Below are 14,147 nucleotides of genomic sequence, written 5' to 3'. Positions count from 1 at the left end.
TTTGTACTCTTTATTTGCCTTTTACGGGTTTGTACGGTGAGGTGCAAGATATGAGTTAACTAAAATCATCAAGAATTAATTACAAATTAATTAGTCCTAAGTTTCATCCTTATAAACCTTGCTACGATGTCCAACTTCTACAACATTCACCACTAGAATCTCATCGAAAATATCGTATATAACTCGATACTCACCTACTCTAATCCTATAAGCATTTTCTTTACCTTTTAGCTTTTTTACCCCCTTTGGACGGGGTTCTATGGCTAAATCATCAATTTGAACTTGTATGCGTTCTTGAAGTTCTGGCGATAATTTTTTAAGTTGTTTTAATGCTCCCTTTAATATTTCAACTTTATAACTCACGCAACTTCCTTTTTTATTTCTCGTTTTAGTTCTTTTTTCGCTTCCTCCCATGACACTGAGCCGTCAATTTCAGCGGATTTTTTGGCAAGCTCATAGGCTTTTAAATCTTCCTCTTGCTCTTCATCTTCGATTTTTTGAAGTAATGCGTAAATCTCATCTAGAGTACTGTCATAAGCTTGGTTTAGCAGTACGTTGATATCTTTAATTAATTGTTCGCGTTCGTGTGCTGATTTCATTTTTAATCATCCGAGCGTGGTTTTACTTTTTCTGCCACCATCTCTAGTTTTGCGTAAAGGCATCTCATCATTATCAATTATCCCCATTGTTTTTTGGAGTCCCTAGAGAACAGCGCGAATGAACCCACGCTGCTAAGGTCAGAAAATCCTAAGTACTTTTCCCCCTAACTGTCCTTTGAGACGATTGTTCGCGTAAGTCTTGCGCTTTTTAGTTGAGGGGGGAACTTAAAACCCCAGAATTTGTTAATCAACACAGTTGATTTACCTGAGCCGCAAGTTCTGCGAGGTTCATCTGCTCGTAGTGTTCAAAAGGTTGGTGAATCCAGGGATTGTCAGGCAGATAATCGACATAATAATCGGGTGCTATAACTGAACAGGCTTTATACCAAAGTACGGCGGTGCGAATTTCTTCAATGGGGAAATCAATATTTTGCTTGAGCCAAGGTATAGTCTGTTGCAGTGTTACCCCAGAGTCTACTAAGTCATCCACTAGGAGAATGCGCGAACCTAACTTTTCGGCGGTCATTGTCAAGTGGCGGGAGAAAATTAAATTACTTCTTTCTTGCTTACCAGCGCCACTGTAAGATGAGGTTGCTAAAATTGCCAGTGGTTGCTGGTATATACGGGAGAGAATATCTCCAACTCGTAGTCCTCCTCTAGCAAGGCAGATAATCTGGTTGAATTCCCAACTGGATTGATAAATCTGAATAGCCAGTTGTTCAATTTTTTGGTGATAATCTGACCAAGAAACATAAAGGTCTGGCATAAGTCTAACGGGAGTGGTAGATAGCTAGTATTGAAGGCGATGCGATCGCAAACTTTATATTTTAGTATGAGCGCAAGTTATTATGAACGATTCTGCTACTGGTGGCGATGCTCAACGAGATCCTCTCAGTGAAAAACTCGACTTTAAAACAAAACTGGCTTACGGTGCAGGGGATTTAGGCCCAGCAATTACTGCAAATATCTCCGTCTTTTATCTGCTATTTTTCTTTACCAATATCGCTGGTATCCCTGCGGGTTTAGCTGGCAGTATTTTGATGATTAGCAAAATCTGGGATGGGATAAATGATCCGGTTATCGGGTTCCTGAGCGATAAAACGAAATCTCGTCGTTGGGGTCGTCGTCTTCCTTGGATGTTTTATGGAGCAATCCCCTTTGGAATTTTCTTCTTCTTGCAGTGGATTGTACCGCAATTTAGGGCAAATCAGAGTGATAATATTTGGCCGCTGTTTTGGTATTACGTAGCGATTGGGGTGCTATCTCAGTCCTTTTACACGGTTGTGAATTTGCCTTATACGGCGATGACTCCAGAACTAACTCAAGATTACGACGAACGCACCGGCCTTAACAGCTTTCGATTTACATTTTCCATTGGTGGTAGCATTCTGTCGTTGATTTTAGCGCAAATTGTTTTTTCCCAAATTGCCGATCGCCAACAACGATATCTCGTTTTAGCAGCAATTTGTACGGTAATTTCGATTTTGGCATTATATTGGTGCGTTTTTGGAGTCCGCGATCGCATCCTGGCTTTTGAGGCCAAACGCATTCAAGCCGAAGAACCTGCATCTCTCTCCTTCTTGGAACAGCTAAAAATTGTCTTTAGCAACCGACCTTTTCTATTTGTTATTGGTATATATCTTTTTTCTTGGCTAGGTGTGCAGATTACAGCCAGCATCATTCCCTATTTTGTAGTCTATTGTATGGGTCTTAAAGAATCAGATGTGCCTACACTGCTGATTGCAGTCCAAGGAACTGCCCTGCTGATGCTATTTGTCTGGGGGGCGCTGAGTAAAAAAATCGGGAAAAAACTTGTTTATTTTCTGGGAATGAGTTTATGGATCATAGCAGCTGCCGGACTATTTTTCTTACAGCGTGGTCAAATAGTTTTGATGTATTTGATGGCTGTCATGGCGGGTGTTGGTGTATCCACAGCTTATCTAATTCCCTGGTCAATGATTCCAGATGTGATTGAATTAGATGAACTCCAAACCGGACAACGCAGAGAAGGCATTTTTTATGGCTTCATGGTTTTGCTACAAAAATTTGGTTTAGCTTTCGGGCTGTTTTTGGTAGGAAATGCTTTACAAGTATCGGGTTTCAAAGCATCTATAGCCGGAAGTCCACTACCCGTCCAACCGGAATCGGCACTGTTTGCTATTCGCGTAGCCGTTGGCCCCATACCTACAGTTTGTTTGATTCTTGGCTTAGTTTTAACGTATTTTTACCCGATTACCCGCGAGATGCACGCAGAAATCATGCTGAAACTCAAAGAACGGCAAGAGAAGAGGGAGAGTTAAGGGAGCCGGGGGAGGCAGGGGAAAGATTTTTTTGTGTTAACTGAGATTTTGCACTAGTCCTAACAACCGCCTAGTAATGAATTACTAGGCTAATAACTTAAGTCGTCTAAAGACCACTAGTAAAGGGTTTTAGTCCACTTAAGTGGACTTGGGCTATTAGCCTCAGACTTGAGTCTGAGGCGGGTTAGTTAATGCCCATTAGGACTGTATTCCATGCAATTGAGAACCGTTATAAATCAAAATGGCGTCGGAAACGGGGATCAATGTTGTCTGTTTTCTGCTGATTGCAGGTAAAGCAGAGGGTTTGAAGATTGCTGATATCATTTTCACCGCCACGGGCGAGGGGAATGATATGGTCAATGCTGAGGTTAGTTTCTATAGTAGTTTTACCGCAGCTTCGGCATTGGTATTTGTCACGTTGAAAAACATATTTCTTTACTTCCGGCGGGATACGAATGCGGGGAGTTTTGCTCATTTCTTCTCTAGCTTGCTAAGAAATGCTTCCAAGCTGGGTACATCTACCCAACTTGCTTTTTGATGAGATTCATGGGACAAATCCATCAACAACTGAGAATAAATTCCTTCTCGCAGCGATGGTGTAATTTCCTGATTGCGGTCAATTCCTTGCAGCCATTGGTCTACTACGCGGATAAATGCACAAATGCGCCCATCAACATAATTTTTCGGAAAAATTAACCGATTCGGTATTTCTATTTCTGTTAAAGGTTTACCTGGCTGGGAACCCCAAACACGAAAACCATGTATATAATCTTTCTGATTTTCACTGCCCACAATTAATGTACCGCGATCGCCATATACTTCTACCCAATGGGTTCTTGGTGCATGAACAACCGCACTGATAGAAAGTTGGCAAGGTGTGCCATTCGCTAATTCCAGCGTTAATATACAGTTGTCATCGGTATCTACTGGCTTAGATTCCCCACTAACAGGGTCAACTCGCGTGGGAATAGCAGTAGTTAAATGGGCATTTAATCTGCGGACTGCCCCGAATAACCAGTGAATGTAATCGAAGGCGTGGGAACCCAAAGATCCCAATGCACCACCGCCTTTATCTTTGGCAGAATACCAATTCCAAGGGCGTGAAGTATCAGCACGAGAAGAACCTAACCAATCAATTTTAATTAGGCGCAACTCACCCACATAATCTTCTGACAATAATTCAGCAAACAACTGCCATGCTGGTACAAAGCGAAATTCAAAATCTACGGTCGCAATGACGCCTTTTTCTTTAGCTAACTGATAAAGTTCTTTAGCCTCAACTGCATTTAAGGTTGTCGGTTTTTCTAGTAATAAATGTTTTCCAGCTTGTAATACGGTTTTTGCCATTTCATAATGCAAAAATGGCGGCGTAGAGATGCTGACTGCTTGCACTTCTGGCAATGCCACAATATCTGCAAGTGAGTCGCAGGCGTGGGGAATATTATGGGATTCTGCTATGGCTTTGGCTTTATTTATATCTCGGTGATAAACAGCAACTACCTCAGTTTGAGGATGTGCTTGGAATCCAGGGATGTGGACTTTTTGACCAAATCCAGTGCCTGCGATCGCAATTCCAATCATATAATTTTTATTCCCATATTTATACAACTATTATTTGCTCAATATCATTTTATTAATCATACCTAATCTATCTGCGTCTTTGGATATAGGAATCTGATTTGATTCCTGAACTTACTTGCGTAGCGAGGGAACTTTTAACAGGAAAGAAGGGAATAGATGTGTACTGAGTTATTTCCAAAATCAAATACGAGTCCTATAGTATCACATAATATTATCGCAAAATTCTCATTGTGAAAGGGTAACGATAATGCTCACCATTGTAAGCTTTGATCGCAGCAAAGGTCACAACGAATGATTGTACTATTAGGATTAATAATATTAATGACAGGAACACAATTAGTAAACTGTCTAGAGTTATTTTTACTTCATTGACGGAACTATTAGTAGTCACTGCCAAGCTAAAACTAGTTAATACCAAAAGTAATGAGATTGCCATGAAAATTAAGGTATATAATGTCCAAGTAATTTGAAAATTTAATGATTCCTTTCCTTGGAAATCAATCCAGGGATATTGTGCTTTTTTAAATCGCCAAATCAGGAATGGAGCTAAAAGATTTAAAGGTAAATATAAAGGAATGCCAATAAATACCAAAAAAAACAATAATATCCACCCTAACAAAGCCGAGAAATGACACAACATCGCCCATATACGCATTTGTTGTTTAGGTTTTTCTCTCATGGCTTTTTATATGTAAGTGGATTTAACAAATAATTCTCCACTGTAATTATCTATAAAAAAGCCAAACAAGAGCTTAAAATCTGAGTATTTCTCGGACATAATTTTCGGGAAGAGGTTCTATTTCCCAGACTATGCCTTTTCCTGGCAGCAGCGCAACTTCTACGTAAAGTTGTTCTATAGCAGCTATAGCAATATTTTCGTTATTGGGAAAGGGCTGTAAATCTTCAGTGAGTAGTCGGAGTTTAAAACCACCAGGAATGGCTGCACCTACAGTGAGGTTACGTAACTCGAAGCGCCAAACGGTTGCGTCTGCTTCGTCTTGTAGTATAACCAGCAATTCGTAGATTTGACCTGCGATCGCTAGTTGACGAGATCAGCCATACCAGAAGGAATTATCAGGGATGAGGAAAGATGGGGATGTTGAGGAGAATCTTATGCTTGGTTCCGCTAGAAGAGGTGAAGATGGTAGCAGTTCTTGTTCAGGGTAATATCATATCCTTACCAAACATCCTCTTAACTTTGATTGCTGTTTTGCTTCTGCTTGACTAGCCAAACAGAAAGCAGAGCGATCGCGACACCAGCCAGAATAAAACAATAAATGTAGCCGAAGTTATCCACAATCCTACCAAATACTGCTGCGCCGATTCCCTGGCCGACAAACAGGTTGAAGGCGAACAGCGAAACAGCAGTACCTCGTGCTTCCGGGGAAAGCTCAGTGGCTTGGGTCTGGAGGGTGCTGTGCATCATATAAAAACCCAATCCCATTAAAATACTCAAGGGGATAAAAAGCATCCAGTTCTGGAACAATGCGATCGCTAAGAAGCTGATAGACATCAAGCCTCCTCCCACGCCGATTAAACCAATTTCACCCAGTCGCCTAACTAACCATTTAACTGAGCGACTGTAAATCAGTCCCCCCAATCCAAAACTACTGAGCATAAACCCGATTGCTACATAACTTAGACTATAGCGATCGCGCAGAAATGCGCCGATGTAAGCAAATGCCCCAAATAGGCAAAAGCCTTCAATAAATACCCCTATAATCACAGTCCGAGCGATCGGTTGGGTCAATAGTTGATAATAAGGTCGAAATGTGATCCCACCTCCGCGACTTTGGGGACGTTGACTATCGCTAAGGTGGCGCGTCCCCCGCCATAAAAGTCCAGCAATGGTAAGGGAGACGATGCCAAATACCAGAAAGATATCACGCCAGCCGATATATTCTCCAAAGATGCCGCCTAAACTACCGCCGAGAATTTGACCCAACACTAGCGCACTTAAATACTTGCCGATGGCAGCTTGGCGTTCTTCATAAGGAAAATTGTCACCAATGTAAGCGAGGGTAACGGGGATGACCCCAGCAGCAGCCATTCCTGTGAGAAACCGCAGCAAGGTAAGTAAGATGATATTTGACACAAAGGCACAAACAGCAGTACCGACAGCAAATGCTACCAGCGCTACTGTAATTACCTTAATTTTGCCGATGCGATCGCCTAGTGGGCCATAGACTAACTGAAATAGTCCATAGGGAATCGTGTATGCGGAGATAATCACCGCAGCACTGCCAACGCCGACTTTGAACTCATCGGCAATAATGTGCAGTAGGGGGTCAATCACCCGTGCATCGGCAACTACCATAAAGGCAGCAGCGCCCAACAGTCCTAATGAGACAGGTGTCTTGCCTGCTATATCCTTTGCTAACCTGCCCACTGCTATATTCTCCTATAGTTTGAGTTTTCGCACTTCTAGAATAGACTTTTTGCAGAAGGGGAAAGGCTGAGGAAGTAATATCATGTCCGCTTGATTACTTACTAAACCCCAAGAACTCCACCCCTAACCCCTAAGAGCCGGCGGGGAGGTTAGCTCAAGCGCAGCTTTTGCGGGGTGGGGTTCCGGGTATTATGCTTAATTGACCGGACATCATATTTACGCAGCAATGATTGGTTATTGCGTTGGCGATGGGTGTCAACTTAAGCGAAAACTGCTTTAAAATCTTGTTTCCAGCCAGAAGCTGGAAATGCTCCTCATTGCGGCTCTGCCGCGAATTTGGGAGGCTCTGCTCCCATTACTCATTAAGAGTCGGAGACTTCTTTTTGAGACAATCTCTAAAAGCTTGTTCGAGACTGGCTTTTAGCGATCGCCACAGTAACAAGACAATTCAAAAGGCTCAAGGCTGAATAGTCTTCGCCGATTGGTTAAATAATAAATCTCGTGACTTATCTGGATCAAGCGCTGGAGTTTTTAATGCTTCGGCTTTCTCATAGGCGCGAATTGTTGCCGGACGAGCCTTAATTGTCTCAAACCAGCGCTTGAGGTGAGGAAAATCCTCTAGATTCTGACTTTGGCGTTCATGGGACACAATCCAGGGATAAGCAGCAATATCGGCGATGGAATAATCGCCAGCCACAAATTCTTTATCTGCTAGTTGCTTATTCAGCACTGCATATAAGCGTCCCGTCTCATTCACGTAGCGGTTAATGGCATATTCAATCTTTTCGGGAGCATAGGTGCTAAAGTGATGATTTTGTCCCGCCATTGGCCCCAGTCCTGCCATTTGCCAGAACAACCATTCTAAAACTTGAGTGCGATTACGTAAATCCTGGGGGATTAATTTCCCGGTTTTTTCTGCCAAATATAGCAAGATTGCACCAGACTCAAATACCGAAATCGGCGCACCTCCATCTGCTGGTTTGTGGTCAACGATCGCGGGCATCCGATTGTTAGGAGAAATCTTCAGAAATTCAGGCTTAAATTGATCTCCAGCCCCAATATTCACCGGAATTATGGTATATGGTAAGCCGACTTCTTCCAAGAGAATTGTAATTTTATGACCGTTTGGGGTTGCCCAATAGTAAAGTTCAATCATGGTTATTTTTCCTTATATTGAGGGTTGAAATTTAAACGCATAGGCGCTTCTCTACGAGACGCTACGCGAACGCCTTCCCGCAGGGTAGGAACGCAGAGGTTTGGCTACAAATTACGAATTAGATTGCGGCGATTTTGCGATCGCTGCCCAAACTCTGTGGTGTACCTGAAGAATTGGTGTAGGATATTTTACTTCGAGTAATGTCGCCAATTCCTGGTCAAATACTTCTACTTTTTCTGGTGTCAAGCTGGCTCCCACGCCAGCACTAGCACGAATTCGCCCCCGCCAATCTTCGTGTGTATAAGATACAAATACATCGTAAGAAAATGTGCGGATTTCTCGGAATCCTCCTTCTGCAATGTCTTTTAACCACAGGGGATGCAATCCATTACCGCCGTCCATATTCCACGCTGGATTATGAGCCTTGATCAGTTGTTCTGTGGCTTCCACTACATTACCTTTTAAGGGTATCCAATCAAAATGAGCGATCGCGATCGAGCCATTTCTTCTCAATATCCGAGTAACTTCCTGGACGACACGCGGACGGTCAAACCAATGCCAACACTGTCCAGCAGTTATCACATCCGCACTTGCATCTGGTAACTCGGTATTTTCAGCAGTTGCGACCCGATAATCTACTTTGATTTGGGCTAATTCGCTTAAATAGCTCGCTTGTTCTAAAAGTGATCGTGATTGGTCTATGCCAATTACATAAGCACCTCTATCGGCAAAGCCCCGCGCTAGTGTTCCTGTTCCTGTACCAAGGTCAACAATGTTTTGCCCTGGTAAACCTATACCATATTCAGACAGTTTGTTAAATAATGAACTCGGAAAGCCAGCGCGGTGTTTTGCATAATCAGTAGCAGTTGCACCGAAATCAATTTTCATACCTGCAAAACTATTTTTGTAACAATTGTCAAGGCTAGAAGTTCTCTACCCACGGACGTAGTTCTACTTCCCATGTCCAAGCACTGCGGGGTTGGCTAAGAATGCTGAGATAAGTTTGAGCGATCGCATCCGGGTCAAGAGTACTATCAGGATTATCTGCTGGATCTTGGCGGTCTGTGGAGCGGATTGCACCATCAATCACGAAATGCGCCACATGGATATTCTTTGGTGCTAATTCTCTAGCAATACTCTGAGCCAAACCGCGCAGTGCAAATTTACCCATTGCAAAGGGAGCAGACAGAGGATAACCCTTGACACTGGCTGAGGCTCCAGTAAAGAAGATAGCACCACCGCCAAGTTGCAAAAACCTTTTAGTAGCAGCTTGGGCTACGAGAAAGCCACCATAGGCAGTTACATCTAGAGTTTTTGCCACCTCAGCAGGGTCTAGATCAACAAGAGGCCCCCGCACCCGAAAACTGGGATTGTAAATGACAATATTTGGGGAAGCGAGTTTATTTTCAACATCAATAAATAACTGTTCTACTTCATCTGGCTTTGAGACATCAGCAGCGAAACTAACCGCCCCAATTTCACTGCTCAATTGAGTGAGTTTTTCAATTTGGCGAGCCGCTAAAGCTACGGTGAATCCTTCTTTGGCAAATAGACGGGCTAAAGAAGCGCTCAGTCCACTACCTGCACCGACAATTAAAGCTGTTGTTGCCATAAATTTAATTCTCCTAGTTAAGGTAAGCAGTTAAGGTATTTATATAGCGATCGATCGGGGAGCATCCCAAATTTACTTACTTCACCTGTGTTACTCGCCAACTCAGCTTTAAATTTACCCAAAAATTCCACATAGTCGCAACTGCGATCGCAATTAAGTTAGCAATATATCGGTTAGGAATGATTAAATTAAACACAATATTTAATATCAACACGTTTAATACCAATCCGACAAGGCAAATAATATTGAATTTTAAAAACCGCTTTAGGCGTTGACCCCCTTGTTTTTGCTGCATCCTTACATCAGCAAAAGTCCAAGCATCATTCCAGAAGAAATTATTAAAAATCGCTATTTACCCAGCAATAATCTTACTGCGTCTCAAAGGTAAAGCAAGTGTAGAAGGGTCACTTAATAAATAAAGAAGCGCCATATCCACAAAAACCCCACTCAGTCCCACTAAACCAAAACGTATAAAACGATCTATGGGGAACTTTTGAGTGAAACGTCCTAAATTTCCTGTAGAAAGACGCAATCGTAATAAATGGTGAATATATTCCACATACTGCTTCCATGTAACTTTACTTTCACCTTCTTTGCGTTCAGAAAACACATAACCAACTTCAGAAATATTACTAGGACTTACGCATTGACAGACGTAACCAAATGTGGCTTACCTCTCGTTCCTGGGCTGCTGCCTTGTAATGCTCTTGTGTCCGGCTCTGCCTCCCTGTGCTCACATTCCCAGGCAGCAGCCCAGGAACGAGGCAGGGCAAGACTTTTATCTTAAGAAGCTTGATATGCACATGATGCTCAATTTTTAAAGTGCGTAAGTCCTATAATTATAAAAATAAGTAAGTACGGCGTTAAAAAAATCAACCTATGTGACGAAAGGTAAAGTCACTGAACAGCTTATAAATCAATAATTACAAAGCTTTTACAAAACTAACATGGGTTTGATCGTGCCGACCTACTTACTTATTTCTAAGTACATAGCAGCAAAAAGCTTTAAAAATAATTCAATATTTATCAGAAAAGCTAAAATTTTTTGTTGTTAATAAAAAGTAATTATTCAGTTTATGCTTTAAACAAGTGGGAGAGAATTAATGTTAATTTTTTTGCCGATAATCTTTTATGTATTTTTATTTTTAATATTTAGCTCTCAACAAAAATCTTTGCGTAGCTCATTATTGTCATCTTTTATTATTTTGGGAATAGCAATAACTCTAATAACTGAATTACTCAGCTTATTTCATCTGATCAGTTATGGATTTTTATCAGGGTTTTGGTTTTTCCTAGATATTGGATTAGTTACTACTTATTTTACTTTTGCTAAAAATAAATTTAATTTAAAATACCATCTTTCAAATTATCCTTTTCCAAAATTTCTAACTTTTTTATTAGCTGGTGTTTTTTTTGTAGTAGGAATAGTTGGTTTAATTGCTATCATAGCACCAACAAACAACTGGGACTCTATGGACTACCATATGAGCCGTGTTGTTCATTGGATACAAAATCATTCTGTTGAGCATTATCCAACAAGTTACACACCACAGTTATATCAAAATCCTTGGTCAGAATTTGCAATTATGCATTTTCAAATTTTAAGTGGTAGTGATTATTTTGCTAATCTTGTGCAATGGTTCAGCATGATTGGGTGCATGGTAGGAGTCTCATTAATTGCCCAGCAATTAGGAGCTGATTTACTGGGTCAACTTTTGGCTACCGTCACAACTGCAACAATTCCTATGGGAATTCTGCAAGCTTCCAGCACTCAGAACGATTATGTCCTTGGCTTTTGGATAGTTTGTCTTGCATACTATGTCCTATTAATTGTGCAAAAAGGTAAAACAACGAATTGGACTGATTATTTTTACCTTGGTAGTAGTCTAGGACTAGCTATTTTGACTAAGGGTACAGCTTATTTTTATGCATTTCCCTTCTTGCTTTGGGTAGTTTTTTCACACATAAAATATTTCAAGTTCAAAGTATGGAAGCCAGGTTTGATAGTCGGTCTTGTAGCTTTATCTTTGAATATTAGTCATTATTTACGCAATTATAATTTATTTGGTTCTCCTCTTGGCGAACCAAGTACATATAAAAATGAAGTGTTTGGCATTAATGTAATGCTTTCTAATATATTAAGGAATGCAGCTTTACATATAGGAACTCCAATAGGCTTCTGGAATGGAAAAGCACATAAGATCATTGAAGTAATACATATATTTCTTGGTCTAGATGTTAGTGATAAAAGGACAACATTCGCTGGTAACTTTTTTGTACCAGGAGGTTGGTCTACCCTGGGATTACCTGGGAATGAAAACAGTGCTGGTAATTTCGTGCATTTTTTATTGCTCTTATTATGCATCAGTGTTTTTTTTATAAGGAAAGATTTCCGAAAACAAAGTTATTTAAGAATTTATACTTTCGCTACTATTGCAACGTGTTTAATTTTTTGTTACCTGCTCAAATGGCAAGCTTGGAATAGTCGGCTCCATTTACCTATATTCGTACTAACATCTCCATTTATCGGTTTGATATTATCTAAGATTCTGCAACGGAGAATGGCAATCTTTCTGGCCTTGATTTTGATATTTTCATCATCTACGTGGATTTTTTATAATAGGTACAGACCAATCATTGACTATAATAATATTTTTACAGTTAGCAGAATTGAGCAGTACTTTAGCAATCGACCATATTTCAAAGAACCTTATACTGAAGCAGTTGAGTTTTTAAACACAAAAAGCTGCTCCAAAATCGGTCTGGTTTTAGCAAACGATCCTTGGGAATATCCGTTTTGGGTGCTAATGCAGCAAACAAAGGGGAAAGATTTTCATATAGAACATATTAATGTCATGAATATCTCGGTAGTCAAAGAAAAACAGGCACCCTATAAAGACTTTGAACCTTGTGGTGTTATTCATATGGAAACCAAAAGAAGTAAGCAGGTGCAACAGCAAGAGATAAATTATAAAGATAAAACTTTTGTGAGAGTATGGAACTCTACTGATCTGGCTGTGTTTCTCAAGAAGTAGAATCTTACTGCGATCGCTCGTTTGTATGCAATATACTTTGACCTCACTTCCATTCCTCTATCCTAAAAGGAGAGAGGCTTTGAATCTTACTCCCCAACGCTACAAGGGTTGGGGCTGTTCTTGTTAGGTCTGTAAGAAGCGCTATAGATTAAGAATTGAGCGTGACTGAAGATAGCTGTGAATTCCCCTTAGTGGGACTTTGACCAATTTGCAGTACACAAACTGCGGCAATCAGACAGAGAATACCTGATAAAATAAACGCTTGTAAATAACTACCCGTCCAAGTTCTCAACACCCCGGCTCCGAATGCTGCTGTGGCTGCACCGAGCTGGTGTCCTGCTACAATCCAACCGAACATCACGCCGACATTTTCTTTACCGAAGACGTTAGCAACAAGACGTACTGTCGGTGGTACGGTGGCAATCCAATCAAGTCCATAGAAGACGGCGAAAATAGAAAGTCCATAGAAGGAAAAGTCGAAACTGAAGGGCAAGAAAATTAAGGACAAACCCCGCAGCCCGTAGTACCAAAATAATAAGTAGCGATTATTCCATCGGTCAGATAGCCAACCGGACATAGTAGTTCCAAAAAAATCGAATAGTCCCATGATTGCCAAAAGACCAGCAGCCTTGACTTCAGGGATACCGTGGTCAATACAAGCGGGAATCAGATGAGTTCCAATTAACCCATTTGTGCTTGCGCCACAGATAAAAAAGCTACCAAATAACAGCCAGAAGTCGCGCTTACGCATTCCCAGCCAGAGGGCGTTGAGGGTGGAGGCGATGGAGTTCACTTTGGGCTTGAAAACTTCCACAGTTTCACTGTTGTCGCCAAAGGGTCGCAAACCGACATCCGCCGGGCGATCGCGCATAAAGACCGCGATCGCTGGAATAATTAGAAGTGCTACACCACTAAGAGCCAGAGCCGCAGTTCGCCACCCAAAGCGATCGGTTACTGAGGCCAGCAAGGGCAGAAACACTAGTTGCCCCGTGGCTGTACTGGCGGTTAAGACGCCCAGAACTAGACCCCGCTTTTCCAAAAACCAGCGATTGACAACAATAGCACCCAAAACCAGGGCGATAACTCCGCTACCACAACCGACAACTACACCCCACAACAAAACTAGCTGCCAGGAAGCTGTCATCAAAGTGGTTAAACCGACACCGAGAGCAATGACAGCAAGTGAGAACACCATCATCCGGCGAATGCCGATCCGCTCCATAACTGTAGCGGCAAAAGGGCCAATTAATCCGTAGAGTACTAAGTTCAGGGATATTGCCAAAGATATAGTTGCTCTACTCCAGCCGAACTCCTGTTCGAGAGGCACGATAAAAACTCCAGGAGCAGAGCGAATTCCAGCCGCCACCAGCAAGGCTAGGAATGTTAAGCCGGCGACGAGCCAGCCATAGTGGAACGAACGACGCGCTAGGAAGGAGGCTAAGGACATGATGAGTGGGGAGTGGGGAGTGGGGAGT

Annotated in this window: 13 protein-coding genes and 2 pseudogenes; 2 read left to right on the top strand and 13 right to left on the bottom strand. The window is 41.7% G+C overall.

The annotated features are described in order from the left end of the window. Window positions 1–96 precede the first annotated feature (96 nt). From HWQ41_RS24555 to HWQ41_RS24545, 3 genes are all read right to left on the bottom strand, one after another. Window positions 97–363 carry a type II toxin-antitoxin system RelE/ParE family toxin gene (locus tag HWQ41_RS24555; protein WP_292768796.1) on the bottom strand — a complete coding sequence of 89 codons (267 nt, stop codon included), beginning with the start codon at window positions 361–363 and terminating at the stop codon, window positions 97–99. Continuing rightward, window positions 360–599 (bottom strand): hypothetical protein, encoded by a 240-nt coding sequence (locus HWQ41_RS24550; protein ID WP_292768793.1) that lies wholly within the window; start codon window positions 597–599, stop codon window positions 360–362. The genes HWQ41_RS24555 and HWQ41_RS24550 overlap by 4 nt, the downstream gene beginning before the upstream one ends. A gap of 247 nt (window positions 600–846) precedes the next feature. Beyond that, window positions 847–1,365, bottom strand: a complete 519-nt coding sequence (locus HWQ41_RS24545; protein WP_292768790.1) for a phosphoribosyltransferase — start codon at window positions 1,363–1,365, stop codon at window positions 847–849. A gap of 82 nt (window positions 1,366–1,447) precedes the next feature. Here HWQ41_RS24545 and HWQ41_RS24540 point away from each other — a divergent pair, with 82 nt between their 5' ends. Further along, window positions 1,448–2,899 (top strand): MFS transporter, encoded by a 1,452-nt coding sequence (locus tag HWQ41_RS24540; RefSeq protein ID WP_292768788.1) that lies wholly within the window; start codon window positions 1,448–1,450, stop codon window positions 2,897–2,899. Between the two features lie 229 nt (window positions 2,900–3,128). Here HWQ41_RS24540 and HWQ41_RS24535 read toward each other — a convergent pair whose 3' ends face one another. From HWQ41_RS24535 to HWQ41_RS24495, 9 genes and pseudogenes are all read right to left on the bottom strand, one after another. Continuing rightward, complete coding sequence (locus HWQ41_RS24535; protein ID WP_292768786.1) at window positions 3,129–3,374, bottom strand: HNH endonuclease; 246 nt, start codon at window positions 3,372–3,374, stop codon at window positions 3,129–3,131. Then, window positions 3,371–4,480 (bottom strand): Gfo/Idh/MocA family oxidoreductase, encoded by a 1,110-nt coding sequence (locus tag HWQ41_RS24530; protein WP_292768784.1) that lies wholly within the window; start codon window positions 4,478–4,480, stop codon window positions 3,371–3,373. The genes HWQ41_RS24535 and HWQ41_RS24530 overlap by 4 nt, the downstream gene beginning before the upstream one ends. 211 nt (window positions 4,481–4,691) lie before the next feature. Further along, a complete protein-coding gene (locus HWQ41_RS24525; protein ID WP_292768781.1) occupies window positions 4,692–5,159 on the bottom strand; it encodes a DUF4870 domain-containing protein in 468 nt (155 codons plus the stop codon). Between the two features lie 73 nt (window positions 5,160–5,232). Then, window positions 5,233–5,532: pseudogene (locus HWQ41_RS24520) on the bottom strand (DUF1822 family protein); the annotation flags it as partial. A gap of 140 nt (window positions 5,533–5,672) precedes the next feature. Then, window positions 5,673–6,869 carry an MFS transporter gene (locus tag HWQ41_RS24515; RefSeq protein WP_292768778.1) on the bottom strand — a complete coding sequence of 399 codons (1,197 nt, stop codon included), beginning with the start codon at window positions 6,867–6,869 and terminating at the stop codon, window positions 5,673–5,675. A 457-nt stretch (window positions 6,870–7,326) separates the two neighbouring features. Further along, entirely contained in the window at window positions 7,327–8,025 is a 699-nt protein-coding gene (locus tag HWQ41_RS24510; RefSeq protein WP_292768775.1) for a glutathione binding-like protein, read from the bottom strand. A 111-nt stretch (window positions 8,026–8,136) separates the two neighbouring features. Next, window positions 8,137–8,913 (bottom strand): class I SAM-dependent methyltransferase, encoded by a 777-nt coding sequence (locus tag HWQ41_RS24505; RefSeq protein ID WP_292768772.1) that lies wholly within the window; start codon window positions 8,911–8,913, stop codon window positions 8,137–8,139. Window positions 8,914–8,947: 34 nt separating this feature from the next. Continuing rightward, the gene (locus HWQ41_RS24500) at window positions 8,948–9,637 is read right to left on the bottom strand and encodes an SDR family NAD(P)-dependent oxidoreductase (RefSeq protein ID WP_292768769.1); all 690 of its coding nucleotides are present in this window, start codon (window positions 9,635–9,637) and stop codon (window positions 8,948–8,950) included. Window positions 9,638–9,713: 76 nt separating this feature from the next. Next, window positions 9,714–10,265: pseudogene (locus HWQ41_RS24495) on the bottom strand (GtrA family protein); the annotation flags it as partial. A gap of 475 nt (window positions 10,266–10,740) precedes the next feature. Here HWQ41_RS24495 and HWQ41_RS24490 point away from each other — a divergent pair. Then, on the top strand, window positions 10,741–12,672 hold the full coding sequence (locus HWQ41_RS24490) for a glycosyltransferase family 39 protein (RefSeq protein ID WP_292768766.1): 1,932 nt from the start codon (window positions 10,741–10,743) through the stop codon (window positions 12,670–12,672). Window positions 12,673–12,820: 148 nt separating this feature from the next. On the opposite strand, the gene HWQ41_RS24485 is transcribed toward HWQ41_RS24490, so the two are convergent. Further along, window positions 12,821–14,147 (bottom strand): MFS transporter (locus HWQ41_RS24485; protein WP_292768764.1); only part of this gene is annotated, 1,327 nt, incomplete at its 5' end.

The sequence above is a fragment of the Nostoc sp. NOS(2021) genome (assembly GCF_017115025.1).
GTDB lineage: Bacteria > Cyanobacteriota > Cyanobacteriia > Cyanobacteriales > Nostocaceae > Nostoc.
Note: the sequence above shows the minus strand (reverse complement) of the source record. Positions and strands in the feature narration are given on the sequence as shown.